Annotated in this window: 21 protein-coding genes and 3 pseudogenes; 9 read left to right on the plus strand and 15 right to left on the minus strand. The window is 72.2% G+C overall.

Annotated features, from left to right (window positions below):
- Nucleotides 1–44: 44 nt before the first annotated feature.
- Nucleotides 45–902, minus strand: a complete 858-nt coding sequence (locus GA0074694_RS29590; RefSeq protein ID WP_091463164.1) for a sulfurtransferase — start codon at nt 900–902, stop codon at nt 45–47.
- A gap of 161 nt (nt 903–1,063) precedes the next feature.
- On the opposite strand from GA0074694_RS29590, the gene GA0074694_RS29595 reads away from it, so the two are divergent.
- Nucleotides 1,064–1,753, plus strand: coding sequence for an iron-dependent transcriptional repressor DtxR (locus tag GA0074694_RS29595; protein ID WP_091463165.1), 690 nt, complete (start codon nt 1,064–1,066; stop codon nt 1,751–1,753).
- Between the two features lie 30 nt (nt 1,754–1,783).
- Here GA0074694_RS29595 and GA0074694_RS29600 read toward each other — a convergent pair whose 3' ends face one another.
- The 5 genes and pseudogenes from GA0074694_RS29600 to nrdR all read right to left on the minus strand — a co-directional run bounded on the left by GA0074694_RS29600 (nt 1,784) and on the right by nrdR (nt 6,962).
- A complete protein-coding gene (locus GA0074694_RS29600) occupies nt 1,784–2,026 on the minus strand; it encodes a DUF5522 domain-containing protein (protein ID WP_091463166.1) in 243 nt (80 codons plus the stop codon).
- A 203-nt stretch (nt 2,027–2,229) separates the two neighbouring features.
- Nucleotides 2,230–3,438 (minus strand): annotated as a pseudogene (locus tag GA0074694_RS34030) (TSCPD domain-containing protein); the annotation flags it as partial.
- Nucleotides 3,439–3,441: 3 nt separating this feature from the next.
- Nucleotides 3,442–4,707, minus strand: a pseudogene (locus GA0074694_RS34035) (LAGLIDADG family homing endonuclease); the annotation flags it as partial.
- A gap of 12 nt (nt 4,708–4,719) precedes the next feature.
- Nucleotides 4,720–6,381 (minus strand): annotated as a pseudogene (locus tag GA0074694_RS34040) (vitamin B12-dependent ribonucleotide reductase); the annotation flags it as partial.
- Nucleotides 6,382–6,443: 62 nt separating this feature from the next.
- Nucleotides 6,444–6,962 carry a transcriptional regulator NrdR gene (nrdR, locus tag GA0074694_RS29610; RefSeq protein ID WP_091463167.1) on the minus strand — a complete coding sequence of 173 codons (519 nt, stop codon included), beginning with the start codon at nt 6,960–6,962 and terminating at the stop codon, nt 6,444–6,446.
- A 519-nt stretch (nt 6,963–7,481) separates the two neighbouring features.
- On the opposite strand from nrdR, the gene lexA reads away from it, so the two are divergent.
- On the plus strand, nt 7,482–8,267 hold the full coding sequence (lexA, locus tag GA0074694_RS29615; RefSeq protein WP_091463168.1) for a transcriptional repressor LexA: 786 nt from the start codon (nt 7,482–7,484) through the stop codon (nt 8,265–8,267).
- Nucleotides 8,268–8,311: 44 nt separating this feature from the next.
- Here the strand turns inward: lexA and GA0074694_RS29620 are convergent, their stop codons facing one another.
- Nucleotides 8,312–9,961 carry a hypothetical protein gene (locus GA0074694_RS29620; RefSeq protein WP_091463169.1) on the minus strand — a complete coding sequence of 550 codons (1,650 nt, stop codon included), beginning with the start codon at nt 9,959–9,961 and terminating at the stop codon, nt 8,312–8,314.
- A gap of 4 nt (nt 9,962–9,965) precedes the next feature.
- Nucleotides 9,966–11,459, minus strand: a complete 1,494-nt coding sequence (gene hflX, locus GA0074694_RS29625) for a GTPase HflX (protein ID WP_245714976.1) — start codon at nt 11,457–11,459, stop codon at nt 9,966–9,968.
- A gap of 155 nt (nt 11,460–11,614) precedes the next feature.
- Here hflX and GA0074694_RS29630 point away from each other — a divergent pair, with 155 nt between their 5' ends.
- Nucleotides 11,615–13,138, plus strand: coding sequence for an NAD-dependent malic enzyme (locus tag GA0074694_RS29630; RefSeq protein ID WP_245715060.1), 1,524 nt, complete (start codon nt 11,615–11,617; stop codon nt 13,136–13,138).
- Between the two features lie 106 nt (nt 13,139–13,244).
- On the opposite strand, the gene dapF is transcribed toward GA0074694_RS29630, so the two are convergent.
- The 4 genes from dapF to GA0074694_RS29650 all read right to left on the minus strand — a co-directional run bounded on the left by dapF (nt 13,245) and on the right by GA0074694_RS29650 (nt 16,270).
- Nucleotides 13,245–14,072: a diaminopimelate epimerase gene (gene dapF / locus GA0074694_RS29635; RefSeq protein ID WP_091463171.1), complete on the minus strand. Its 828-nt coding sequence runs from the start codon at nt 14,070–14,072 to the stop codon at nt 13,245–13,247.
- 43 nt (nt 14,073–14,115) lie between these two features.
- Nucleotides 14,116–15,033, minus strand: coding sequence for a tRNA (adenosine(37)-N6)-dimethylallyltransferase MiaA (gene miaA / locus GA0074694_RS29640; protein ID WP_245715061.1), 918 nt, complete (start codon nt 15,031–15,033; stop codon nt 14,116–14,118).
- Nucleotides 15,018–15,740, minus strand: coding sequence for a class III extradiol dioxygenase subunit B-like domain-containing protein (locus GA0074694_RS29645; RefSeq protein ID WP_141714308.1), 723 nt, complete (start codon nt 15,738–15,740; stop codon nt 15,018–15,020). Before GA0074694_RS29645 ends, miaA begins: the two co-directional genes overlap by 16 nt.
- A gap of 80 nt (nt 15,741–15,820) precedes the next feature.
- Nucleotides 15,821–16,270: a Cif family virulence factor gene (locus tag GA0074694_RS29650; RefSeq protein ID WP_091464340.1), complete on the minus strand. Its 450-nt coding sequence runs from the start codon at nt 16,268–16,270 to the stop codon at nt 15,821–15,823.
- A 255-nt stretch (nt 16,271–16,525) separates the two neighbouring features.
- On the opposite strand from GA0074694_RS29650, the gene GA0074694_RS29655 reads away from it, so the two are divergent.
- The 3 genes from GA0074694_RS29655 to GA0074694_RS33485 all read left to right on the plus strand — a co-directional run bounded on the left by GA0074694_RS29655 (nt 16,526) and on the right by GA0074694_RS33485 (nt 19,107).
- Nucleotides 16,526–17,734 carry a DUF349 domain-containing protein gene (locus GA0074694_RS29655; protein ID WP_091463172.1) on the plus strand — a complete coding sequence of 403 codons (1,209 nt, stop codon included), beginning with the start codon at nt 16,526–16,528 and terminating at the stop codon, nt 17,732–17,734.
- Nucleotides 17,735–17,944: 210 nt separating this feature from the next.
- Complete coding sequence (locus tag GA0074694_RS29660; protein ID WP_245714977.1) at nt 17,945–18,865, plus strand: glycoside hydrolase family 5 protein; 921 nt, start codon at nt 17,945–17,947, stop codon at nt 18,863–18,865.
- Between the two features lie 2 nt (nt 18,866–18,867).
- On the plus strand, nt 18,868–19,107 hold the full coding sequence (locus tag GA0074694_RS33485) for a cellulose binding domain-containing protein (protein WP_245714978.1): 240 nt from the start codon (nt 18,868–18,870) through the stop codon (nt 19,105–19,107).
- Between the two features lie 173 nt (nt 19,108–19,280).
- On the opposite strand, the gene miaB is transcribed toward GA0074694_RS33485, so the two are convergent.
- Complete coding sequence (gene miaB, locus GA0074694_RS29665) at nt 19,281–20,834, minus strand: tRNA (N6-isopentenyl adenosine(37)-C2)-methylthiotransferase MiaB (RefSeq protein WP_091463173.1); 1,554 nt, start codon at nt 20,832–20,834, stop codon at nt 19,281–19,283.
- A 53-nt stretch (nt 20,835–20,887) separates the two neighbouring features.
- Between miaB and GA0074694_RS29670 the strand changes: the two genes are divergently transcribed.
- Nucleotides 20,888–21,160 carry a DUF2277 family protein gene (locus GA0074694_RS29670; RefSeq protein ID WP_091463174.1) on the plus strand — a complete coding sequence of 91 codons (273 nt, stop codon included), beginning with the start codon at nt 20,888–20,890 and terminating at the stop codon, nt 21,158–21,160.
- Nucleotides 21,161–21,220: 60 nt separating this feature from the next.
- Here GA0074694_RS29670 and GA0074694_RS29675 read toward each other — a convergent pair whose 3' ends face one another.
- Nucleotides 21,221–21,700, minus strand: coding sequence for a hypothetical protein (locus tag GA0074694_RS29675; RefSeq protein ID WP_091463175.1), 480 nt, complete (start codon nt 21,698–21,700; stop codon nt 21,221–21,223).
- A 219-nt stretch (nt 21,701–21,919) separates the two neighbouring features.
- Nucleotides 21,920–22,906 (minus strand): selenide, water dikinase SelD, encoded by a 987-nt coding sequence (gene selD, locus GA0074694_RS29680; RefSeq protein WP_091463176.1) that lies wholly within the window; start codon nt 22,904–22,906, stop codon nt 21,920–21,922.
- Nucleotides 22,907–23,180: 274 nt separating this feature from the next.
- Here selD and GA0074694_RS29685 point away from each other — a divergent pair, with 274 nt between their 5' ends.
- Together GA0074694_RS29685 and GA0074694_RS29690 are read left to right on the plus strand one after the other, a co-directional pair.
- Entirely contained in the window at nt 23,181–23,927 is a 747-nt protein-coding gene (locus tag GA0074694_RS29685) for an amino acid ABC transporter ATP-binding protein (protein WP_091463177.1), read from the plus strand.
- A gap of 56 nt (nt 23,928–23,983) precedes the next feature.
- Entirely contained in the window at nt 23,984–24,919 is a 936-nt protein-coding gene (locus GA0074694_RS29690) for a glutamate ABC transporter substrate-binding protein (RefSeq protein WP_091463178.1), read from the plus strand.
- Nucleotides 24,920–24,939: the final 20 nt, after the last annotated feature.

Below are 24,939 nucleotides of genomic sequence, written 5' to 3' on the forward strand. Positions count from 1 at the left end.
CATCGTCGCACGCGGGCCGGATCCGACCCGCCGCACGCCGCCCGTCAGCGTCCCGGCCCGGTCCCGGTGGCCACCGGCCGGTCCGGGTCGGCCACCCAGCCGCTCCACGAGCCGACGTAGAGGGCGGCGTCGGGCCGGCCGGCGAGGTGCAGCGCCAGCACCGCCTGCGCGGCGGTCACCCCGGATCCGCAGTACGCCCCGACCGGCCGGCCGTCGGTGACCCCGATGTCGGCGAACCGGTCCCGCAGCACGGCGGCGGACGGGAAGCGTCCCCCGGTGACGTACGCCGGGGCGGGCAGGTTCGCCGCGCCGGGGATGTGCCCGGCGACCGGGTCGATCGGCTCGGTCTCGCCCCGGTAGCGCGGGGCGGCCCGGACGTCGAGTAGTACCGCCGTGTCGGCGGCGGCGAGCCGGGCTGCGGCGTCGGCGTCGAGCACCGGCAGCCCACCGGGCCGGACGGTGACGTCCCCGGGCGTGGGGTCGGGCACGTCGGTGTCGACCGGCAGGCCGGCGGCGACCCAGGCCGGGAAGCCCCCGTGCAGCAGCCGGACCGGCCGGTGCCCGGCCCAGCGCAGCGTCCACCAGGCACGGGCCGCGGCCATCCCGTCGCCGCCGTCGTACACCACCACCGGCTGCCCCTGCCGGACGCCCGCCCGGCGCAGCGCCTTCTCAAGCGCGACCGGGTCGGGCAGCGGGTGCCGCCCGGCGGCACCGGGCGGGCCGCACAGCTCGGTGTCCAGGTCGACGAAGACCGCACCGGGCAGGTGGCCGACGGCGTAGTCGTCCCGGCCGGGCGGGCCGGTGAGCCGCCAGCGGACGTCGAGCAGGGTCGGCGGGTGGTCGTGACCGATCTCGACGGCCAGCTCCGCCGCCTCGATCAGGAGATCCTCGGTACCGGACATGGCGTCCAGTTAACCCCATGGCGGGCCCTGACCGGCGGTTCGCCGACGGCCGCCGGTCGGTCACCGGGGTAGCATCGGTTCCCGGGAGGACCTGCGACGTGAAGCTTGATCTGGTCGACACGACCGAAGGCGTAGATACCTCCGATGAAAGGTGGGGGTAGATGGGCCGGCACGACCTCGTCGACACGACCGAGATGTACCTACGCACCATCCTCGAACTCGAGGAGGAGGGGGTGCCGCCGCTACGTGCCCGGATCGCCGAGCGGCTGCGGCAGAGCGGTCCGACCGTCAGCCAGACCGTCGCCCGGATGGAGCGCGACGGGCTGCTCACCGTAGAAGGCGACCGGCACCTCGCACTCACCCCGCTGGGCCGCGGTACGGCGGTCTCGGTGATGCGCAAGCACCGCCTCGCCGAGCTGCTGCTGGTCAACGTGATCGGCATGCCCTACGAGGAGGCCCACGAGGAGGCCTGCCGGTGGGAGCACGTGATGAGCGACGCGGTGGAGAAGCGGGTCTACGACCTGCTCAACCGCCCGACCCGGTCCCCGTACGGCAACCCGATCCCGGGGCTGGAGGAGCTGGGTCCGCCGGAGCAGCCGACCACCGAGGCGGCCGACGGCGAACGCAACCTGGCCTTCCCCGGTCTCGTCGGCACGGTGACGGTCCGACGGATCTGCGAGAGCGTGCAGACCGACGCGGACGTGCTGCGCCAACTGCACGCCGCCGGGGTGGACCCGGGCGCCACGGTGACCGTCGCCCAGGATCGGGACGCGGTCACCATCGACCGCTCCGGCGAGAAGATCCGCCTTCCCCGCGAGGTCGCCTCCCGGGTGTTCGTCGCCGCCGGCTGAGCCTCACGTGCGGGATCGCGGTCGACCGGCTCAGTCCGTGACGTACGGGCAGTGCCGGCAGCCGCGTCCGCAGCAGGTGCCGCGCCGGGCGAGGAAACCCGCGGTGAGCACGAAGAGCCCGGTCGACGGGTCGGCGTAGCCGGCCGCACCGGCCGCCAGCGCGGCGGCGTGCGCGGCGAGGATCCGCTTCCGGTCCGGGTGCTCCGGCGCGAGGCGTGACGGATGCGGCTCGGTCAACGCCCGCGCCGCCAGCGGCAGTCGTTTCCCGGTCACGGACAGAGCAGGGGGTCGGGACGGCGATCCATGCTGGTCACGCTCCTTCTGTCCGCCAGATCCTGACGGGCGGTGGCCGAGATGACGCTCACCGACAGCTTCACCGCACCTCTCGTACGCCGAAAGTAGATGCCTCCCACCCGCGATCAGGTGGGAGGCATCTACTCAGGAGTCACTCACCGGATAAGCACAAACGTCCCGGTTCAGCTGCAGCCGCTGGTGGAGCCGCAGCCCTCGCAGACGTAGCAGCTGCCGGCGGGGCGCATCTTCGTACCGCAGGTGAAGCAGAGCGGCGCGTCGGCGGCCTTGCCGATCACGGCCTCCAGCAGTTCGGTGGAGGAACCGACCGACGACGCCGGCTTGGCGACGGCGACCTCGGCGGCGGGCTCGGCCGCCGGCTCCGGCTTCGACTCGACCGGGGCCGAGGAGGCCATGGCGGTGAGGTCCGCGCCGCCCTCGGCCGCCTCCGCCTCGGCCCGCATCTGGGCGGTCCGCTCGGCGGCGGTGAAGATACCCAGCTCGGCGCGGGTGTCGTAGGGCAGGAAGTCCAGCGCCAGGCGGCGGAAGATGTAGTCCATCACCGAGGCGGCGATCCGCACGTCCGGGTCGTCGGTCATCCCGGCCGGCTCGAACCGCATGTTGGTGAACTTGCTGACGTACGTCTCCAGGGGCACGCCGTACTGGAGGCCGATGGAGATGGCCACCGAGAAGGCGTCCATCACGCCGGCCAGCGTGGATCCCTGCTTGGACATCTTGAGGAAGACCTCACCCAGCCCGTCGTCCGGGTACGACGACGCGGTGAGGTACCCCTCGGCGCCCCCGACGGAGAAGCTGACCGTCTGGGACGGACGCTTCTTCGGCAGCCGCTTGCGCACCGGGCGGTACTCGACGACCTTCTCCACGACCTTCTCGACCTGGGCCGGCGCGGACTCGGCTGCCTTGTTCGGCTTGGCCGCCGACAGCGGCTGGCCGACCTTGCAGTTGTCCCGGTAGATCGCCAGCGCCTTGAGCCCGAGCTTCCAGCCCTCGAAGTAGATCTTCTCGACGTCCTCGACGGTGGCCGCCTCCGGCATGTTGACCGTCTTGGAGATCGCGCCGGAGATGAACGGCTGGACCGCCGCCATCATCCGCACGTGCCCCATCGGGGCGATCGAGCGCTCGCCCATCGCGCAGTCGAAGACCGGGTAGTGCTCCGGCTTGAGGCCGGGGGCATCCACCACGTGGCCGTGGTCGGCGATGTGCTCGACGATCGCCTCGACCTGCTCCTCCGGGTAGCCGAGGCTGCGCAGGGCACGCGGGACGGTCTGGTTGACGATCTGCATCGAGCCGCCGCCGACCAGCTTCTTGAACTTGACCAGCGCCAGGTCCGGCTCGACGCCGGTGGTGTCGCAGTCCATCATCAGGCCGATGGTGTTGTGGCTGACGAAGCCACCGGCGACGTACGTGACGTTCTCCGGCACTGACAGGTCGTACGTCGGCTGGATCCCGCCGTCCTCGTTCACGGCGACCGCCTCGAAGAGGTAGCCGAGGGCGTGGCCCAGCCGGTCGTCGCCGGTCTCCGCGAACAGCCGCATCGCCACCGCCCGGGGCACGCCGCCGGTCTTGCGCAGCGACTGGGTGACCGGCGAGCGCAGTTCGTGACCGGCCGGCACCAGCAGATCCCAGACCGCAGCGGGCAGGTGGACGCGGTCCCGGTTGCCGGTCTGCGTCGGCTCGACGACGAGCAGGCCGGCCTTGCGCTCGCCGATGAACCCGACGATCTCCTCGAAAACGATGGCGTGCACGGTGTTGCGGAGCCGTACCTGCCACATGTCCGAGCCCAGGCCACTGGTCGTCTGACGGGTGGTGGTGGCCATCCCGAGCGTCAACAGCAGGGTACGGACCTCGGCCGCGAACGCCTCGCTGGCCGTCGACAACGACGGCACGCCGGAGGCCACCGTGCCGTCGGCCTCGAACAGGCCCCGCAGGAACGCGGCGTACACGCTGACGTCGTTGGTCTCGAGCACCGCCGACGGCACCCGGGGAGACCAGCCCTTACCGGTGTGGTCGACGCCCGGGAGGGTCTTCGCGAAGCCCGCCGCCTGCCACCACCGGGCAAGCCGGACGGACGCGAAGGTCACCTCCCGGTAGCCGGCCTGCTCGCTGACGACCGGTTCCAGGCCGAACAGGCCCTTGCCGAGCACCCGGAGGCGCTCGACGACGTCGAGGTCCGCGTCGGCCACGCAGAACCGCAGGCCCTTGGCATGCAGGCTGCCGTCACCCATGAAGTAGCCGACGAGCTCGGCAAGCTCCGCGTCGACCACGTCCGGCACGTACAGCCGCCGGTCGTCGGTGTAGTACGCCTGGTCGAGCACCGGCAGGGGGACCCGCCGCGGCTCCCCCACCAGCGTGCCGAGCTGGATCGGCACCAGGTCACCCGCGGCGACCTCGGCCATCCGCTTCCAGACCCACTCGCCGCTGCCCGGGTCCACGACCTTGATCCGGTGGGCCAGGGTGCCCTGGATCCGGTAGCCGGCCTCGGTCACGATCCGTCGGGTCGGCTCCTCGCCGTTGACGAAGAACTTCGTCGCCTGACGCGCACCCTCGTCGGTCGAGACCTGCATGTCCAGGTCCTGCCAACGGTCGCCGTACACGTCGCCGATCTCGCCCAGCCGCATCAGCCCGCGGTCGGTCGTGACCATCGTGTCGGCGGTCAGGCAGCCGGTGGGCGCCAGCACACTGGCCTGCGCGTTCCGCCAGCCGAACTTGTCACCGACCTTGTTGCCCTGGGTCCACTGCCGGGTCGCCTCGCGGACGATGGCGGTGGCGACGGTGCCGCTCGGCTTGATCTCGTCGTTGGCGGCGGCGTGCTTGCGCATCACCCGCTTGTGCGGTTCGGCGTTGCGGGCGTAGCCGTCGTACGGGCCGACGATGCCGGCCAGCTCGGCCGAGCGGCGGTACGCCGTGCCGGTCATCAGCGAGGTGATCGCGGCGGCGACCGAGCGCCCCTGCTCCGAGTCGTACGGCAGGCCCGAGGCCATCAGCAGCGCGCCGAGGTTGGCGTAGCCGATGCCGAGCTGCCGGTAGGCGCGGGTGGTCTCGCCGATCTTCTCGGTCGGGAAGTCGGCGAAGCAGATCGAGATGTCCATCGCGGTGATGACCAGCTCTACGGAGCGGACGAACTTCTCCACCTCGAAGCCCCCGTCGGCGCGGAGAAACTTCATCAGGTTGAGCGAGGCCAGGTTGCAGGAGGAGTTGTCCAGGTGCAGGTACTCCGAGCACGGGTTCGAGGCGGTGATCCGCCCGGTCTCCGGGCAGGTGTGCCAGTCGTTGATCGTGTCGTCGTACTGGAGACCCGGGTCCGCGCACTCCCAGGCGGCCTCGGAGATGGTGCGGAAGAGCTTCTTCGCCTCGACCGTCTCGATGGTCGCCCCGTCGAGCCGACCGCGCAGGTCGAACGGGCCGTCGGTCTCCACCGCCGTCATGAACTCGTCGGAGACCCGCACCGAGTTGTTGGCGTTCTGGTACTGCACGCTGACGATGTCCGCGCCGCCGAGGTCCATATCGAAGCCGGCGTCCCGCAGCGCGCGGATCTTGTTCTCCTCGCGCGCCTTGGTGACCACGAACTCCTGGATGTCCGGGTGGTCCACGTCGAGGATGACCATTTTGGCCGCCCGCCGGGTGGCCCCACCGGACTTGATCGTCCCGGCCGAGGCGTCCGCGCCGCGCATGAAGCTGACCGGGCCGGAGGCGTTGCCGCCGGAGGAGAGCAGCTCGCGGGAGGAGCGGATCCGGGAGAGGTTGACCCCGGAGCCGGAGCCGCCCTTGAAGATCAGCCCCTCCTCCTTGTACCAGTCGAGGATCGAGTCCATCGAGTCGTCGACGGCCAGGATGAAACACGCGCTGACCTGCTGCGGCGACGGCGTACCGACGTTGAACCAGACCGGCGAGTTGAAGCTGAACACCTGGTGCAGCAGCATCCAGGTCAGCTCGTGGGCGAAGACCTCGGCGTCGGCCGGGCTCGCGAAGTAGCCGTACTTCTCGCCGGCCGCGCGGTAGGTGCCGACCACCCGGTCGATGAGCTGCTTGAGCGACCACTCGCGCTCCGGCGTTCCCACCGCGCCGCGGAAGTACTTCGTGGTCACGATGTTGGCCGCGTTGACGCTCCAGAACCCCGGGTACTCGACCCCGCGCTGTTCGAAGTTGATCGAGCCGTCCCGCCAGTTCGTCATCACGACGTCCCGGCGCTCCCAGGTCACCTCGTCGTACGGGTGCACCCCCTCGGTGGTCCACACCCGCTCGACCTTCAGCCCGGTGACCGCAGCACCGTTCTTCGCCGCCCGCGTCCGACTGGCTGTCACGCCGTCCCCCGCCATCTCATCCGCCCCCTCGTCTGCGCGGCCACCCGACCGCGCGTCGTCACTTACCGTCTGGAAACTCAGTTGGTGCGGTCGGTCGCCCCGGCCGCGCCTCGGGCCCCGTCCGGGTCGCCCCCGACGCCGGCCCGCGCCCGCGCCGCCGCCCGCAGCGTCTCGATCTCGCGCTCGAAGTCGGCCAGCGAGTCGAACGACCGGTAGACGCTGGCGAAGCGGAGGTAGGCCACCTCGTCCAGGTCCCGCAGTGGGCCCAGGATCGCCAGCCCCACCTCGTGGCTCGGGAGTTCCGCCGCTCCCTTGGCCCGGACGGTCTCCTCGACCTTCTGCGCCAGCAGGGCGATCGAGTCCTCGTCGACCGGCCGCCCCTGGCACGCCTTGCGAACCCCGCCGACGATCTTCGTCCGGCTGAACGGCTCGGTCACCCCGCTCCGCTTCACCACGGCGAGGACCGCCTCCTCCACCGTGGTGAACCGCTTGCCACATTCCGGGCAGGCCCGGCGACGCCGGATCAACTGGCCGTCGTCGGCCTCCCGCGAGTCGACCACCCGGGAGTCGGCGTGCCGGCAGTACGGGCACCGCATCGCCGAACCTCCTTCATCGATCGCGGGCGCGCCCCGTTCCCGGACACGCGTGACCGCGGCGGAACCATCGGTCGATGGCTGGCCGCCGTGGGCGCGAACGGGAAGTGCGGTGGGTAGTCAAACCCAACCTATAGGCGACTTACACCCATGTGACTACTACATCTAGGGGTCGACCGTATGCTGCCGACCGACCGCGGTCAAGTTGGGCGGCGTGTCCGGCGCGTCACCCGGGCCCCCCACGTCCAACGTCCGCCAGCGGGCACCGGTTACCGGTGAACCGGTCGGCAATTCGAACAGCAGTTCGAGCGGGCGTACCATTAAACAGAAAGCGGGCCCGCCCGGGGGGACGGATTTCCCCGCGACACGCCGGATCAGGTCGTACAGACGTTTGAAAATGACCCATCCCACCTATACGGTCGGGAACAACCGGGCGCGGGTGCGCCGTCCAGGCGGACCGGTGCTCACCCGTACGCACCACGAGCCGCCGAGGCACCCAGCGGCCGACCAGGGAGGACGGACGTGTCGACCGAGGACCGGGCCAGCCGGCCGAAGCCCCCGCAGCAGATCGCCGAGGCGGGGCCACCGGCCACCCGCCGTCGCACCGCGCGCAGCCGCACCGGGCAGCCCGCCGTGCGTCCGGTCACCCCGGTGGTCAGCGCCTTCCCCGACCCGGCCACCGTCGACCTGACCGCCCGGCAGCGGCGGATCCTGGAGTTCATCCGGGACTGGGTGGACCGCCACGGCTACCCGCCCAGCGTGCGCGAGATCGGTGAGGCGGTCGGGCTGGTCTCGCCGTCCAGCGTCGCCTACCAGCTCAAAGAGCTGGAGCGGAAGGGCTTCCTCCGGCGCGACCCGAACCGTCCCCGTGCGGTGGACGTCCGCCCGCCCAGCGACATGATCGACGACGAGGCGACCCGCTCGCAGCGGCCCACCCCCGCGTACGTGCCGATGCTCGGCCGGATCGCCGCCGGCGGACCGATCCTCGCCGAGCAGGCCGTCGAGGACATCTTCCCGCTCCCCCGCGAACTGGTGGGCGAGGGCGAGGTCTTCATGCTCCAGGTCAAGGGCGACTCGATGCTCGACGCCGCCATCTGCGACGGGGACTGGGTCGTGGTCCGGCAACAGCCCACCGCCGACAGCGGTGAGATCGTGGCCGCGATGCTCGACGGCGAGGCGACCGTCAAGACCTACCGGCACCGCGACGGGCACGTCTGGCTGATGCCGCAGAACCCGGCCTTCGACCCGATCCCCGGTGACGACGCCACCATCATGGGCCGCGTCGTGGCGGTTCTCCGCCGCATCTGACCAGGGCCGGCCAGCCGTCCCGGGTCGGTACGGCGGTCGGCGGATCAGTACCGGGTGCCCCGGTAGTCGTGGCCGGGGCCGTTGGCGCGTCCGTAGTCCTCCGGGTCGGGTCCGCCCCGGCGGCGGTACTCGTCCGGCTCGTCCCGCCGACGACCGGGCGGCGCACCCCGGCGCGGCGGCTCGGCCCGGCCGCCGTACCCGCCGGCGGAGGAGCCGCCACGGTACGCACCGTCGCCGCCGTAGCCGCCCCGGCCGCCCGAGGGACCCCGTCCACCGCCGCCCCGGTAGCCGCCCTGTCCACCGCCGGGCGGGCCGCCGTACACGTTCGCTCCGCCCTGACCGCCGTAGACCGCGCCCCCGGCGGGCGGGGCGGCGCCGCCGTAGACGTTCCCCCCGCCGGCCGGACCGGTCGGACGAGCAGCAGCGGGCGGCGCGCCACCGTAGACCGCGCCCCGCGGGGGCTCCCGGCCGGCTGGCGGGGCAGCGCCGGGGCGGCCGTCGGCACGGCGGTCGACGTCCGCGCGGTCGGGCAACTCGCCACTGACGTACGGGTCGCCCTTGCCGCCGCGTCGGGGAGCCGCCGGGGCACGGCGACGGGCCCGGACGATGCCGACGATGCCCGCCCCGACCAGCAGTGCGCCGAACACGCCCACCGCCGCGATCAGATACGTGATGTCGTCCAGGCTCAGTCTGTCCAGCAGGGAGCGGTCGGCCCCCTCCTTGGCCTTCGACTTGTCGGCCACCGGTGGGGCGCCCTTGGTCGACGGCGGGTACGCCAGGATGTCGACCTGCGCGTCCTCGCCCAGCTCGCCGACGTCGGAGACGGTGACGAAGAGCTTGCCGTCGGGGGTGTAGGAGATGGCCTCGCCGAACGGGTCGGCCAACGGGGTGACCCGGGGCTCGCCCTTGGTCAGGGCGGCCACGACGTCGCCGCCGGTCACGTCGTACTCGAACGCGTCGGCGTAGGTGCGCAGCACCACCTTGCTGCCGTCCGGTGCACGGGCGGCCCCGGTGACCGCGATCCGGCCGGGCCCCTGGAGCACGTTGGGGGTCGTGGTCTTCGGCAGGGTGATCTCGCCGACCTTCGACATCGGCACCGGCTCGGCGTTGTTCTTCTTGAGCGCCGCCGTCGGGGTGAAGATCTCGGCCTTGCCGCCGAGCGCCTTCGTGATGATCAGGGGTTTGCCGTCGTCACCGATCAGCAGCGCCTCGGCGTCGTGCGGCTTGCGCTCCGGGTAGGCCACCCGGTGCAGTTCGGGCTGCTCCGAGCCGCTGACCGGCATGCTCCACAGGGCCACCCGCTCGCGCCGGTTGGTGCTGGTGAGGTTGTCGCCGATGTCGGCGATCCAGAGCGTCTTCCCGTCCGGGGAGAGGGCCAGGTCCTCCGGGTCCAGCGGCCCCTGGCCGGAGTACCGGACGCTCTTGGTGACCGCGCACTTGGTGTTCAGGTAGAAGATCCGCTTGTGGCTGTCGACGTCGGTGCTGTCGTTGACCACGATGTAGCCGCTCTTCGTCGCGACCAGCCCGGAAAGCTCGCGGAGCTTCTCGTCGGTGACCGAGCAACGCTTCTTGCCGGCCGCCGGAGCGGCGTCCGAGGGAGAGGGGGCCGGGGCGGCGACCGCCGCCCCGGCGATTCCCACGGTTGCCGTGAGCAGGCCGAAGGCAACCGTGATCGAGGAAACCGCGCGCCGCATGGGCTCAGTGTCGCATGTTCCCCTCGCCGTTCGGACGACCCGGAGGCCCCTTATGGACGACGTGCGGCGCGTTCTCCTCCGTTTGGAACGGGGCCAGCTCGGCGGCGAGCGCCGCACCGACCCGGACGTGCAGCAACGTCCCCTCCGGCAGGTGGGCGGTGCTGAGCACCTCGCCCTGCCGGTGCACCCGGGCGACCAGGTCACCCCGGTCGTACGGCAGCACCGCGCGGACGTCGACGGCTGGACGCGGCAGCTGTGCCTCGATGGCGGCCCGCAGCTCGTCGGTCCCGCGTCCCGAGTGGGCGGAGACGAAAATCGCGTCCGGCCAGGCGCGTTTGAGGCGCAGCAGCGTCTCCTCGTCGGCAGCGTCGATCTTGTTGACCGCCAGCAGTTCGGGCAGCCGGTCGGCGCCGACCTCGGCGAGCACCTCACGGACCGCCCGTACCTGCTCCTCCGGGTCGGGGTGGGTGCCGTCGACCACGTGCACCACGAGGTCGGCGTCGGCCACCTCCTCCAGCGTCGAGCGGAACGCCTCGACGATCTGGTGCGGCAGGTGCCGGACGAAGCCGACGGTGTCGGAGAGGGTGTAGAGGCGACCGTCGGCGGTGGTGGCCCGCCGGGTGGTCGGGTCGAGGGTGGCGAAGAGCGCGTTCTCGACCAGCACACCCGCGCCGGTCAGCCGGTTGAGCAGGCTGGACTTGCCGGCGTTGGTGTAGCCGGCGATGGCCACCGCGGGCACCGCGTTACGGGAGCGACGGGCGCGTTTGGTCTGGCGTACCGTCCGCATGGCCTTGATCTCGCGACGCAGGCGGGAGATCCGGTGGCGGATGCGCCGCCGGTCGGTCTCCAGCTTGGTCTCACCGGGACCACGCAGACCCACGCCGCCGCCGGCGCCGCCGCCGCGACCGCTACCGCCGGTCTGCCGGGAGAGGGTCTCACCCCAGCCGCGCAGCCGGGGCAGGAGGTATTCGAGCTGGGCCAGCTCGACCTGCGCCTTACCCTCCCGGCTCTTGGCGTGCTGGGCGAAGATGTCGAGGATCAGCGCCGTCCGGTCGACGACCTTGACCTTGGTGCGCTGTTCCAGGTTGCGCAACTGGGACGGAGAGAGCTCCCCGTCGCAGATCACCGTGTCGGCACCGGTGGAGAGGACCACCGCGCCCAGGTCGTCGACCTTTCCCCGGCCGATGTAGGTGGCCGGGTCCGGACGGTTGCGCCGCTGGATGAGCCCCTCCAGCACCTGGGAACCGGCGGTCTCGGCGAGCGCGGCCAGTTCGGTGAGGGAGTTCTCCGCGTCGGTCACCGTGCCCTCGGTCCAGACGCCGACCAGCACCACCCGCTCCAGCCGGAGCTGGCGGTACTCGACCTCGGTGATGTCGCTGAGCTCGGTGGAGAGACCGGGCACCCGACGCAGCGCCTGACGCTCCTCCAGTTCCAGCTCGCCGGTGGTGGCGTCGAGTTCCTCGTCCTCGACCGGGACGAAGCCCTGCTGCTCTCGCAAACCGCTCTCCTGTCCGTTTTGGTAAGTACGAAGCAATCGTGTCACGCGGTCGGCCCCACCGCACCTGCTATTTGCCCGCTCTCCGGCAAAACACGCGCGGGTCACGTCACCCTCGACCGGGCCGCGTGTCGGTCCGATCCGGCGAACCGGTAGAAATGCGGGGGCGGCGTCGCCCGGGGCCGCCGAGCCGTGACTGGAGGGACCCTGTGGCCATCACCCGACTGCCGAGCGCCGGATTCTCGATCACCATCCGGATCGCCGTGCCCGCCGACGCCTCGTCGATCGGGCGGCTCACCACCTGCGTCGGGGAGGCCGGGGCGATCGTCACCGCGCTGGACGTGGTCGACTCCGACCCGACCCACGTGCTGGTCGACCTGACCTGCGACACCGCCGACGCCGGCCACGCCGACCAGGTGGTCCAGGCGTTGACCGAGCTGGACGGGGTGGACGTCCGCAAGGTCTCCGACCGGACGTTCCTGCTGCACCTGGGCGGCAAGATCGAGGTGACCCCGAAGGTGGCGCTGCGCAACCGCGACGAGCTGTCCCGGGCGTACACGCCGGGGGTGGCCCGGGTCTGCCAGGCGATCGCGGAGAACCCGGCCGACGCGCGGCGACTGACCATCAAGCGCAACACGGTGGCCGTGGTCAGCGACGGCTCGGCCGTGCTCGGCCTCGGCAACCTGGGCCCGGCCGCGTCGCTGCCGGTGATGGAGGGCAAGGCCGCCCTGTTCAAGCGGTTCGGCGGGGTGGACGCCTGGCCGGTGGTGCTGGACACCCAGGACACCGACGAGATCGTCAACATCATCCGGGCCATCGCGCCGGCGTACGGCGGGATCAACCTGGAGGACATCGCCGCGCCGCGCTGCTTCGAGATCGAGGCCCGACTGCGGGACCTGCTGGACATCCCGGTCTTCCACGACGACCAGCACGGCACCGCGATCTGCGTGCTCGCCGCCCTGACCAACGCGCTGCGCGTGGTAGGCAAGCAGCTCTCGGACGTCCGGGTGGTGGTCTCCGGCGCGGGTGCGGCCGGCACCGCGATCATGAAGCTGCTGCTGCGCCAGGGCGTGGGCGACATCGTCGCGTACGACCGGCAGGGCGCGCTGCACCGTGGGCTCCCCGGGCTCAACCCGGCCTGGCAGTGGCTGGCCGAGAACACCAACAAGGAGAACTACTCCGGCGACCTGCGCGGTGCGGTGGCCGGCGCGGACGTCTTCATCGGGGTGAGCGCGCCGAACCTGCTCACCGGCGAGGACATCGCCACCATGGCCAAGGACGCGATCGTCTTCGCGCTGGCGAACCCGGACCCGGAGGTCGACCCCCGGGAGGCCCGCAAGCACGCGGCGGTGGTGGCGACCGGCCGTTCCGACCAGCCGAACCAGATCAACAACGTGCTCGCCTTCCCCGGGGTGTTCCGGGGCATGCTGGACGCGCACGCCGAGGAGTTCACCGAGGAGATGGCGATCGCCGCCGCCCGGGCCATCGCGGACGTGGTCGGCGAAGAGAAGATCAACCCGACGGTGATCGTGCCGAGCGTGTTCGACTCCCGGGTCGCCCCCGCGGTGGCCGCGGCCGTCCGCGCCGCCGCCCAGAACCCCGGCGCCACCGCTCCCCCGGCGGCCGACTCCGGCCCCGCAGACCTCACCGAGATCGCGGCCGCCTCCTCCGCCACCCCCTGACCACCGCCCTCCCGACCCGACTCGATCGGGACGTCGACCGGACGGACCCGCCCGGCCGACGTCCTGAGCGACACGGAGGAGTGCGGGTCAGAGCGAGGAGTGCGGGTCAGAGCAGGGTGCCGGTGGCCACCAGGAGGGCGGGGCCGGCGAGCCAGCAGGCGTGCGGGTCGAGAGTCACCGTGAGGCGACCACCGGGGACGTCGACCGCGACCACACCGACCCTCCGGCCGGCGTCCCGCAGGGCCACGGCCGCCACCGCACAGGCCCCGGTGCCGCAGGAGAGCGTCTCGGCCGAACCGCGTTCGTACACCCGCATCAGCACGTGCCGGTCGGTGCCGTCCACGGGCTCACCCGGGCTGGTGAACTCGACGTTCACCCCGGCCGGGAAGAGCGCCGGGTCGACCCCGGGCGGCCGGGTGAGGTCCAGCGTGGCCAGGTCCAGCCCGGCCGGAAGCGCACAGACCAGGTGGGGGTTGCCGACGTCGACGGCGGTGCCGGGCAGGGTCAGCCCGCCGAGGGTGGCCACCCCGGTGTCGTACAGGCGGGGGTGGCGCATCTCGACGGCGATGTCGTCCCCATCGAGGCGGGCACGCACCACACCGGCCCGGGTCGCCACCGGCACGAGACCGCGGGTCGGGACGGCGAGCCCGGTGTCGACGAGGTAGCGGACGAAGACCCGGACGCCGTTGCCGCACATCTCGGCGAGGGAGCCGTCGGCGTTCCGGTAGTCCATGAACCACTCGGCCTCGCCGGCCTGCCCGGCGCCGTCCGGGTCCTCCGCGGCCCGGACCACCCGCAGCACACCGTCGGCGCCGACGCCGCGTCGTCGGTCGCAGAGCGCGGCGACCCGCTCGGGGGTCAGCGTCAGGTACCCGTCCGGGTCGGACAGGATCAGAAAGTCGTTGCCGGTGCCATGGCCCTTGGTGAACTCCACGCCCCCATCATCGCGCAGCGGTCCGCGGCGACCGGCGGGTGACTCACTCCTCCGCGGCCCGCACCACCCGCAGGGCGACATCGACCAGGTCGGGGGCGGTGGCGTCCAGCCAGTGCACCCGGGGGTCGCGGCGGAACCAGGAACGTTGCCGGCGGACGAACCGGCGGGTGGCCCGGATCGTCTCGTCGTGCGCCTCGGCCTCGGTCGACCCACCGGCCAGGAACCGGAGCACCTGCTGGTAGCCGAGCGCCCGGCTGGCCGTACGGCCCTCGGGGAGGCCGTGGCCGACCAGCTCGCGGGTCTCGGCGACCAGCCCGGCGGCCCACATCCGGTCCACCCGCCGGGCGACCCGTTCGTCGAGCAGGGCGGTGTCCAGGTCGACGCCGAGCTGCACCGACGGGTAGAACGGGGTCGGCTCCGGCAGCGAGGCGGCGAACGGCGCGCCGGTCAGCTCGACGACCTCCAGCGCCCGGACGATGCGCCGGCCGTTTCCGGGCAGGATCCCGGCGGCGGCGGCCGGGTCGACCGCGCGGAGCCGCTCGTACAGCGGGGCCGGGCCGAGAGCCGCCAGTTCGCGTTCCAGTCGTCCGCGCAGCTCCGGGTCGGTGCCGGGGAACTCGAACCGCTCCAGCACCGCGCGCACGTAGAGCCCGGAGCCACCGACCAGCAGCGGCACCCGTCCCCGGGCGAGGATGTCGTCGACCGCCGCCCGGGCGAGCCGTTGGTACTCGGCGACGCTCGCCGGTTCGGTGACCGGCCAGATGTCGAGCAGGTGGTGCGGCACGCCCCCCCGTTCGGCGGGGGTGAGCTTGGCGGTGCCGATGTCCATGCCCCGGTAGAGCTGCATCGAGTCGGCGTTGACCACCTCCCCGTCGAGGGCGTGCGCGAGGGCGATGCTCAGCGCGGACTTGCCGGCGGCGGTCGGTCCGACCACCGCGACGACCCTCACGCCCGCTCCCAGGTCGCCACGAGGTAGGCCACGCCGTACCGGGCGGTGTGGTGGGTCAGTTCGCCCCGCCAGTCGCCGCCGGCCGCGCGCACCGCGCCGGCCAGCACCTGCCAGGGGGCCCGGCCGGCGGCTCGCAGCTCCGTCGAGAGCACCGGGTCCAGGCCGAGCAGCGCGTCGGTGTCCGCGTGGGCCAGGGCAGCGGCCACCCCGTCGTCGTACGCCTGCGCGCGCGGGTCGTCGTATCCAGGTGCCTTCTGCCCCCGGCAGGCCGACCCGTCCCCGAGCACCAGCAGCGCGGTACGCGGCTCGGCGGCGGCGGTGGCCAGTTCCGCCCCGAGCCGTGCGCACTCGTCGGCCGTGGCGTCGGTGGCGACGGAGTGGGCGAACCGGGGCAGTTCCGTGCCGGAGCGACCGACCAGCCACGCGCCGACGGTGAGGCTGAGCGGGAGGTGTGGGCCGCCGGCGCAGTTGACCTTCCAGAGCCGGACCTGCCGGTCCACCCCGTACGGCCGCAGTGAGCCGTGGTCGGCGGTGTTGAAGCGGGCCGTCCGGGGCCCGGAGCCGATCAGCAGGAGCTGCTCCGGCCGGGCGTCGAGCAGCCGGGCGACCGCCGCGTCGCAGGCCGCACGGAGGTCGTCGAGTTCACCGGCGGCCGCACCGGCGACCTCGGGCACGAGCAGTGGCGGGTGCGGGCAGACGGCGGCGGCGACCAGGGACACCAGGCAACCGTAGCGGCCGAGACGCGGACGGCGCCCCGGGGTCCACCGGGGCGCCGCCCGCGCCACGACCCCGGCGGAGGCTATCCGGCCTGGTCGCCCCAACCGCCCTGGATCATGGTCTGGAACCGCCACTCACCGCCGGTCCGGACCAGCACGTCGGCGTAGCGGACCCGCTGGGACTGCCCGTCGACGGTGAACTCCGCCTCGGTGAAGACCACCGCGAGACTGGGGGTGAGCAGGTACGGCGTGCGGGTCGAGGTCATCGTCAGATCGCCCGGGGCGCCGAGGGCCCCGCCCATCACCCGCAGGTACTCCTCCCGGTCGAGTTGCCGGGCGGAACCCTCCCCGGACGAGTCGTCGGTGACGGTGTTCAGCGGGAACACGGCCAGGCTCGCCGTGCCGGCCACGTCGCCGGCCGCCGCGTACGCGTCGTAGCGCCGGAACCAGTCGTCCAGGGCGGCCAGCTCCTCCGGGCCCGGCGTGTAGGCGGGGTCGGCCGGCGGGACGGTCCGCGAACGGGCCTGGGTCATTCGGTCCTCCTCCTGCGGGGCCCGGCCACGGGCACCGAGCATTGGTACGTTGTACCGTACAGCGTACGTCAACCCCCGACAAGCCGACCGCCGAAAGACGCCGGTCCGGGGTAGGACACCGTATGGTCACGGTCGGCGATAGGCGCTCGACGCGGACCCGGTGGGACCTGTGACAATGCCGGGGAGAAACTTGCTGCGCCGTGGCGGCGATCACGGGACTGTCCCCGTCGACGCCGGGAGAACGAGGATGGGCACATGAGCGACTGGACTGCCTTCGGACGGGTGGACGCGGACGGCACCGTGTACGTCAAGACCGCCGACGGCGAGCGAGTGGTCGGATCCTGGCAGGCCGGAGCACCGGAGGAGGGGTTGGCCCACTTCGCCCGCCGCTTCGCCGACCTGGTGACCGAGGTCGACCTGGCCGAGGCCCGACTCAACTCGGGTGCGGCCGACGCCAGCGGGTCAGTGACCACGATCCGCCGGCTCCGGGACTCGCTGGCCGAGGCGCACGTCGTCGGGGACATCGACGCGCTCGCCGCCCGGCTGGAGAAGCTCGCCGCGCTCGCGGAGGAGAAGGCCGGCGAGGCGCGGGCGGCCCGCGACGCCGCGCGGGTCGAAGCCGTGGCCCGCAAGACCGCCCTGGTGGAGGAGGCCGAGAAGCTCGCCGCCGAGTCCACCGGCTGGAAGACCGCGGGCGACCGGCTCAAGGAGATCCTCGACGAGTGGAAGACCATCCGCGGGATCGACAAGAAGACCGACGGTGAGCTGTGGAAGCGGTTCGCCGCTGCCCGGGACGGGTTCACCCGGCGCCGGGGGGCGCACTTCGCCACCCTCGACGCGCAGCGCAAGCAGGCGCAGTCCGCCAAGGAGCAGCTGGTAGCCGAGGCCGAGTCGGTGAAGGAGTCGACCGACTGGGCGGCCACCGCCAACCGGCTCAAGGAACTGATGGCCGAGTGGAAGGCCGCACCGCGCGCCTCCAAGGAGGCCGAGCAGAAGCTCTGGGAACGGTTCCGGGCGGCGCAGGACGAGTTCTTCACCCGCCGGAGCGAGGTCTTCTCCGCGCGGGACAACGAGCAGCGCGCCAACCTGGAGCGCAAGCAGGCCCTGCTGGCCGAGGCCGAGGCGCTGAACGTCGACGGCGACCCGCGTGGCGCCCAGGCGAGACTGCGTGACATCCAGGCGCAGTGGCACGAAGCCGGCCGGGTCCCCCGGGAAGCGGCGGCCGGCCTGGAGCGGCGGCTGCGGGCGGTGGACGACCGGGTCCGCGAGGCGATGGACTCCGCGTGGCGGCGTACCGCGCCGCAGGACAACCCGCTGCTGGCCCAGATGCGCGCGCAGGTCGCCGAGGCCGAGGAGCGGCTGACCCGCGCCCGGGCCGCCGGGGACGCCAAGCGGATCCGGGAGGCCGAGCAGGCGCTCGCGTCCAAGCGGCAGTTCCTCCAGCTGGCCGAGCAGGCCGGCTGACCGACGGTCGCCAGCCCCCTCACGCCCCGGTTCCGCCGGCATGAGGGGGCTTCGTCGTCGTGCGCCGGCCGGGACGGACCGTCCCCGCCGTTGACGGGGGCGATCGACGGCGACCAGAATGAGCGCGGAGCCAGGGCATTCGCCACGCACGCGTGGCCATCTTCCGCACCGCAGGTCCGGGCACGGATTCCTCGGAATGGAGCTCTGGCAATGTCCCGTACCCTCCGTCGCGGCACGCTCGGCGGCGTTCTCGCCGCCGTGGTGACCGCGACCGTCGGCGTGCTCGTCGCCGCCGCCCCCACCCCCGCGCCGGCCGTCGCCGCGAGCGCCGGCACCGGCACCGGCTACCTGCACACCGACGGCAACCGGATCGTCGACGGCACCGGCACCACGGTCCGCATCACCGGCATCAACTGGTTCGGCATGGAGACCGACAACAAGACCTTCCACGGTCTCTGGTCGACCAACCCGTGGCGCAACCAGATCGACACCATGGCCCGCCTCGGCTACAACACCCTGCGGGTGCCGTACTCCAACGACGCCCTGAAGCCGGGCGCGACGGCCAGCGACCCCAGCAACGACGAGGACTGCGGCTGGTGGGGCGGCAACCTGTCGAAGGCCGGCGCGTTCCCGGTGCGGCTGACCGTGGCGAACCGGCTGGTCTACTCGCCGCACGAGTACGCCACATCGGTCTACGAGCAGGACTGGTTCGAGGCGCCGGACTTCCCGGCGAACCTGCCCGGGATCTGGGACCGGTACTGGGGTTACCTGTACAAGCAGAACATCGCGCCGATCATGATGGGCGAGTTCGGCAGCACGCTCGCCGATCCCCGGGACAAGGTCTGGCTGGAGCGCCTGATGGCCTACACGGGCAGCGGGGTGAACGGGATGTCCTTCACCTACTGGTCGTGGAACCCGAACTCCGGGGACACCGGCGGGATCGCCCTGGACGACTGGACCACCATCAACACCACCAAGCAGGCCATCCTCCAGCCGTACCTGATCGCCCCGGTCGGCGGCGGCCTCTCCCCACGCCGACCGGCGGGCCGTCGTCCCCGCCTCCGGGTGGTGGCTGCACGGTCGCCCACCGGACGACCGATACCTGGCAGGGCGGTTTCCAGGGTGAGGTGACCGTGACCAACACCGGTGGCACGGCGGTCAACCCGTGGCGGGTCACCTGGTCCTGGCCGACCGTGGTGACCCTGGCCAGCGGATGGAACGCCACGGTGACCCAGAGCGTCGGCACGGTGACCGCGACGGCGCCGACCTGGACGCCGTCGCTGGGCGCGGGTGCCTCGGTGACGATCGGCTTCACCGCGAACGGCCCGACCAGCACGCCGGGCGCGGTGACGCTCGACGGCACCGCCTGCTGACCCCGCCGGTGGCCGGCACCGGTCGAGGTGCCAGCCACCGGAGCGCGCCGGTGCCGGCCTTCCGGAGCTGGAACGACGACGCGGTCAACGCCCAGGAGCCGGCCACGAACGTCTGGGTCGACCCGTTCGGCGTACCGGTCGGGGCCCGTCGTTCGCGGCGGGCCCCGACCCGGTCAGTGCGCGGCGCAGCCGGAGGTGGGGGCGGGCGACGCGGCCGGCGCGCCGACCGTGGGCAGCCCGAGCAGCACCCCGGGGGTACGCGGTGCGAGCCCCGCCTCGAACGCGTCCCCGGCCCGGGTACGCCGGTGCGCCACCGGTGCGCCGTCGGCGTTGAGGTGGTGCGGGGCGGCATAGGTGATCGTGGTGTGCACGATGTCGCCGGGGCGGATCCGCCCGGCCGGGCTGCCGGCGTCGCCGGCCGCTCCGGTCACGCCCTGCGAGCCGGTCGGCTCGGGTGCGCCGGTCGCGAAGTGCACCAGGCGGCCGTCGCGGGCCCGGCCGGACATCCGGCCGGTGCGCTCGTCCTTACGCCCCTCGCCGACCGCCACCAGCACCTCGACGGTCTCGCCGACCAGCTTCCTGTTCTCCGCCCAGGTGATCTCCTCGACGCAGGCGATCAACCGTTGGTAGCGCTCCTGCACGACCTCCTTGGGCAACTGCCCGTCCATGGTGGCGGCCGGGGTGCCGGGGCGCTTGGAGTACTGGAAGGTGAACGCCGAGGCGAAGCGGGACTCGCGGACCACGTCGAGGGTGCGCTGGAAGTCCGCCTCGGTCTCGCCGGGGAAGCCGACGATGATGTCGGTGGTGATCGCCGCGTCCGGCATCGCCGCACGGACCTTCTCGATGATGCCGAGGTAACGCTCGGCCCGGTACGAGCGGCGCATCGCCCTCAGCACGTCGTCCGAACCGGACTGCAACGGCATGTGCAGCGAGTGGCAGACGTTCGGGGTCTCGGCCATCGCGGCGATCACGTCGTCGGTGAAGTCCTTCGGGTGCGGGCTGGTGAACCGGACCCGCTCCAGCCCGTCCACGTCACCGCAGGCCCGCAGCAGCTTGCCGAAGGCGAGCCGGTCGCCGAACTCCGCCCCGTAGGAGTTGACGTTCTGCCCGAGCAGGGTCACCTCCAGCACGCCGGAGTCGACCAGGGTGCGGACCTCGGCGAGGATGTCGCCGGGGCGGCGGTCCTTCTCCCGGCCCCGCAGCGAGGGCACGATGCAGAACGTGCAGGTGTTGTTGCAGCCGACCGAGATCGAGACCCAGCCGGCGTAGGTCGACTCGCGCCGGGTGGGCAACGTCGAGGGGAAGACGTCCAGGGACTCCAGGATCTCCACCTCGGCGGCGGCGTTGTGCCGGGCCCGTTCCAGCAGCACCGGCAGGGAGCCGATGTTGTGCGTACCGAAGACCACGTCCACCCAGGGGGCACGGCGGACGATGTCACCGCGGTCCTTCTGGGCCAGGCAGCCGCCGACCGCGATCTGCATCCCGGGGTTCCGGCTCTTGACCGGACGCAGGTGACCCAGGTTGCCGTAGAGTCGGTTGTCCGCGTTCTCCCGGACCGCGCAGGTGTTGAAGACGACCACGTCGGGATGGTCGTCGGCCTCCGGGGCACGCACGTAGCCCGCCTGTTCCAACAGACCGGAGATGCGTTCGGAGTCGTGCACGTTCATCTGGCAGCCGTACGTACGCACCTGGTAGGTGCGCGGGCTGCCCACGGCTGCGGTAGTCATGACGGTGACAGCCTATCCGGGCCGGGTGGACCGGCCGGAACCGAGGAGGAACCATGTGCCGGAGCATCAAGACCCTGCGGGAGCCCTACGTCCCGGCGGTCACCGACGCGGACGTGCACGCCGCGGCGTTGCAGTACGTCCGGAAGATCTCCGGGTTCCGCGCCCCCGCCGCGCACAACGCCGCCGCGTTCGAGGCGGCGGTGACCGCCGTCGCCGCCGCCACGCGGACGCTGCTCGACCAGCTCGTGGTCCGGGGCGCCACCCGTCCCGGGCCACCCCGCGCTGCCGCTGACGGCTCCGAGGAGACCGCCGACCTTCCCGGGTAGCCCTGCGGCGTCGACCGCCCGGCCCGCCGGGCGCGGCGGACCGCTCCGGGCGGACGGCGCTCAGGCCGCCGCGAGCGCGGGCACCACCGAGTCCGGGGCCCAGCGCGAGCGGTGACACTGTGACCAGCCCCGACAGCCGGGGTGGGCCAGGGTGCACAGCCGCTGGTCGGTGAGTTCCTCGCCGTCGTCGGTCTCCCGGACCTCGAAGTGCACCGGACGGATCGTCCCGTCCGGGGTGACCAGCAGGTGCCGTCCCGCGTCGAGGGTGTCGTCGCGGAGCACGCAGGGGCGGTCCAGCAGGCGGGCGAGCGCCGCCACGCTGGTGTGCTCGCCGAGCCCCTCGGGCACCCCGTAGCAGTCCACGACGGTGGCGAACTCCCCCGGCGCCTGCCACACGTCGCAGATCACCGCGTGCACCGGGAGCCGACCGGGGTCGGCCGCGGCGAGCGGCATCACCACCCGACCGAGCGCCTCCGCCAACGCCGGGTAGACCTCCACCGGTCGTACCCGGTCAATTCTCCAGCTCCACAGCTCGGTCATGCCGCCTCCTCGCTGTGCTCGTTCCCCAGGGGCCTCCGGATCGGGCCTTACTGACGATGGTGGAGGTGATTTGGCCGGAGGCGGGGGCAAGTTACCGGTCTGTGACCATTCCGGGCAAAATTTCCCTGCCCCCACTCCCGGGACCTGACAGAAACCTGACACTTCGTCAGGTATGGTGCCCCTCCGGTCCGCGGCGGAGACCCCGGCCCCGGTCCGGCGTCAGCGGACGAGCACCATCCGCTCCCCCCTCGGCAGCAGTTCGCCGATCACGGTGGCACCGGGCAGCTCGCCGGCGACCAGCAGGCCACCGGAGGTCTGGGCGTCGGCCAGCAGCAGCCGGTCGTCCTCGCCGACCCGGCCGAAGTCCGTCCACGGGGAGACCCACTCCAGGTTGCGGCGACTACCGCCGCTGACGTACCCGTCCCGCACCGCCTCCCGCACCCCCGACAGGTACGGCACCCGGGCGGCGTCCAGCGCCACGGTCAGCCCACTGGCCCGGGCCAGTTTGCTGGCGTGACCGAGCAGCCCGAACCCGGTCACGTCGGTGCCGCAGCGCACCCCCGCCGCGACCGCGGCCCGGGCGGCGTCCCGGTTCAGGGTGGTCATCGTCGCCACCGCCTCGGGGAAGCTCTCCCCGGTCGCCTTGTGCCGGGTGTTGAGCACCCCGACACCGAGTGGCTTGGTCAACGACAGCGGCAACCCGGCCTGGCCGGCGTCCAGGGTGATCAGCTCCTCGGGACGGACCACCCCGGTCACCGCGAGGCCGTACTTGGGGCCGTCGTCGTCGACGCTGTGCCCGCCGGCGAGGTGGCAGCCGGCCGCCCGGGCCACGTCCTGCCCGCCGCGCAGCACCTCGCGGGCCAACTCCAGCGGCAGCACCTCCCGGGGCCAGCAGAGCAGGTTGAGCGCGAGCAACGGGGTGCCACCCATGGCGTAGACGTCGGAGAGGGCGTTGGTGGCGGCGATCCGACCCCAGTCGTACGCGTCGTCGACCACCGGGGTGAAGAAGTCGGCGGTGCTGACCAGTCCGGTCCGCTCGTCGAGGCGGACGACGGCCGCGTCGTCGCCGTGGTCCAGCCCGACCAGTAGTTCGGTGGTGCCGCCGGTGGGCCCGAGCCCGGCCACCATCCGCTCCAGTTCGCCGGGCGGAATCTTGCACGCACAGCCACCCCCGCGGGCGTACCGGGTCAACCGGACCGGTTCCATGACTGCCTCACCTTCACTCGGCCGGACCGGTGGCACCGGTCCGGCATCCGGCCCCGGCGCTCCTACACCGCTGGTCGGACGCCGTCCGCCCGCCGCGCGGCCTGCCGCCGGCCGCAGAGGTGCCGGATCTCGAACATTCCGCGACGATAGCCGCCGGTGTTACCGCTCCGTGACCCGCCGAGTTGCGCTCCGCCGCGCCGGCCCGCCTAGAGTGGCCCCACCGGAGGTCGTCCGACCTCCGCGCCCAGGCGACGACGAGGGACGGTGGACGACGGTGACGACGGGCGAACCGCTCATCGTGCTCGATTCGGTCAACAAGTGGTTCGGTCCGCTGCACGTGCTGAACGACGTCTCGCTCTCGGTCGGTCGGGGCGAGGTGGTCGTGGTGATCGGCCCGTCCGGCTCGGGCAAGTCGACGCTGTGTCGCGCGATCAACCGGCTCGAGCCGATCACCTCCGGCACGATCACGTTCGACGGGCGGCCCCTGCCCGCCGAGGGCAAGGCGCTGGCGAAGCTGCGCAGCGAGGTCGGCATGGTCTTCCAGTCCTTCAACCTCTTCGCGCACAAGTCGATCGTCCAGAACGTCATGCTCGGCCCGGTCAAGGTCCGCAAGGAGAAGCCGGCGGTCGTCCGGGAACGGGCGATGGCGCTGCTCGACCGGGTCGGCATCGCCAACCAGGCGGACAAGTTCCCCGCCCAGCTCTCCGGCGGCCAGCAGCAGCGCGCCGCGATCGCCCGCGCCCTGGCCATGCAGCCCAAGGCGATGCTCTTCGACGAGCCCACCAGCGCGCTGGACCCGGAGATGGTCGGTGAGGTGCTGGAGGTGATGACCTCGCTGGCCCGCGACGGCATGACGATGGTCGTGGTCACCCACGAGATGGGCTTCGCCCGGCACGCGGCCAACCGGGTCATCTTCATGGCCGACGGTCAACTCGTCGAGGACGCTCCCCCGAGCGAGTTTTTCGCCAACCCGCGCAGCGAGCGGGCCCGGGACTTCCTCTCCAAGATCCTCACGCACTAGGCGTCCGTCCGGAGCGCGCCGTTCCCCGGCAAGCTCAGTCGAAGAAGGAGAAGATCATGCGGTTCAAGCGCGTGGCGGCGGCAGCCATGATGGCGTCGCTCGCCCTCTCGGTCGCGGCGTGCGGCAAGGAGGGGGACCCGACCCCGAGCGGGGACGGCAACGCCCCCGGCGGCGCCAAGTCCGACACCTGCCAGAGCTCGGGGGTCACCTTCACGCCGAAGACCGACGCCGCGATCACCGGCAGCCCTGCCTTCGACAAGATCAAGAGCGCCGGCAAGGTCGTCATCGGCGTCAAGTTCGACCAGCCCAACCTCGGCTACAAGGACGCCCAGAGCAACCGGTGCGGCTTCGACATCGAGATTGCCCAGTACGTGGCCAGCACCCTCGGCATCGACAAGTCGAAGATCGAGTACAAGGAGATCGCGTCCGCCAACCGGGAGACCGCGATCAATGGTGGTGAGGTCGACTACTACGTCGGCACCTACTCGATCACGGACAAGCGCAAGAACGACATCTCGTTCGCCGGCCCGTACTTCGTCGCCGGCCAGGACCTGCTGGTCCGCAAGGACGAGACCGCGATCACCGGCAAGGAGACCCTCAAGGGCAAGAAGGTCTGCTCGGCGACCGGGTCCACCCCGATCCAGCGGGTCCGGGACGAGGGGCTGACCGAGCCGGAGAACATCGTCGAGTTCAAGACCTACTCGGAGTGTGTCTCGCAGCTGCTCGACAAGAAGGTCGACGCCGTCACCACCGACGACGCCATCCTCAAGGGCTACGCGGCGCAGAGTTCGACCGAGCTCAAGGTCGTCGGCAAGCCGTTCAGCACCGAGAAGTACGGCATCGGCCTGCCCAAGGACGACAAGGCCCTGCGCGACTACATCAACGACCAGATCCAGGCCGCCTTCACCGACGGCACCTGGCAGAAGATCTACGACGGCACGCTGGGCAAGTCCGGCTCGCCGGCCACCCCGCCGGCCCTCGAGCGGTACTGACCGACCGGTTCCATACGTGA

The sequence above is a fragment of the Micromonospora inyonensis genome, from assembly GCF_900091415.1.
Lineage (GTDB): Bacteria > Actinomycetota > Actinomycetes > Mycobacteriales > Micromonosporaceae > Micromonospora > Micromonospora inyonensis.

Coding starts and splice junctions, on each gene's coding strand:
- GA0074694_RS29655 (WP_091463172.1), top strand. CDS start 16,526: ATGAGCGACTGGACTGCCTTCGGACGGGTGGACGCGGACGGCACCGTG.
- GA0074694_RS29690 (WP_091463178.1), top strand. CDS start 23,984: ATGCGGTTCAAGCGCGTGGCGGCGGCAGCCATGATGGCGTCGCTCGCC.
- GA0074694_RS29670 (WP_091463174.1), top strand. CDS start 20,888: ATGTGCCGGAGCATCAAGACCCTGCGGGAGCCCTACGTCCCGGCGGTC.
- GA0074694_RS29675 (WP_091463175.1), bottom strand. CDS start 21,700: ATGACCGAGCTGTGGAGCTGGAGAATTGACCGGGTACGACCGGTGGAG.
- GA0074694_RS29595 (WP_091463165.1), top strand. CDS start 1,064: ATGGGCCGGCACGACCTCGTCGACACGACCGAGATGTACCTACGCACC.
- selD (WP_091463176.1), bottom strand. CDS start 22,906: ATGGAACCGGTCCGGTTGACCCGGTACGCCCGCGGGGGTGGCTGTGCG.
- GA0074694_RS29660 (WP_245714977.1), top strand. CDS start 17,945: ATGTCCCGTACCCTCCGTCGCGGCACGCTCGGCGGCGTTCTCGCCGCC.
- GA0074694_RS29650 (WP_091464340.1), bottom strand. CDS start 16,270: ATGACCCAGGCCCGTTCGCGGACCGTCCCGCCGGCCGACCCCGCCTAC.
- GA0074694_RS29630 (WP_245715060.1), top strand. CDS start 11,615: ATGCGGGGGCGGCGTCGCCCGGGGCCGCCGAGCCGTGACTGGAGGGAC.
- GA0074694_RS29620 (WP_091463169.1), bottom strand. CDS start 9,961: ATGCGGCGCGCGGTTTCCTCGATCACGGTTGCCTTCGGCCTGCTCACG.
- miaB (WP_091463173.1), bottom strand. CDS start 20,834: ATGACTACCGCAGCCGTGGGCAGCCCGCGCACCTACCAGGTGCGTACG.
- GA0074694_RS29590 (WP_091463164.1), bottom strand. CDS start 902: ATGTCCGGTACCGAGGATCTCCTGATCGAGGCGGCGGAGCTGGCCGTC.
- nrdR (WP_091463167.1), bottom strand. CDS start 6,962: ATGCGGTGCCCGTACTGCCGGCACGCCGACTCCCGGGTGGTCGACTCG.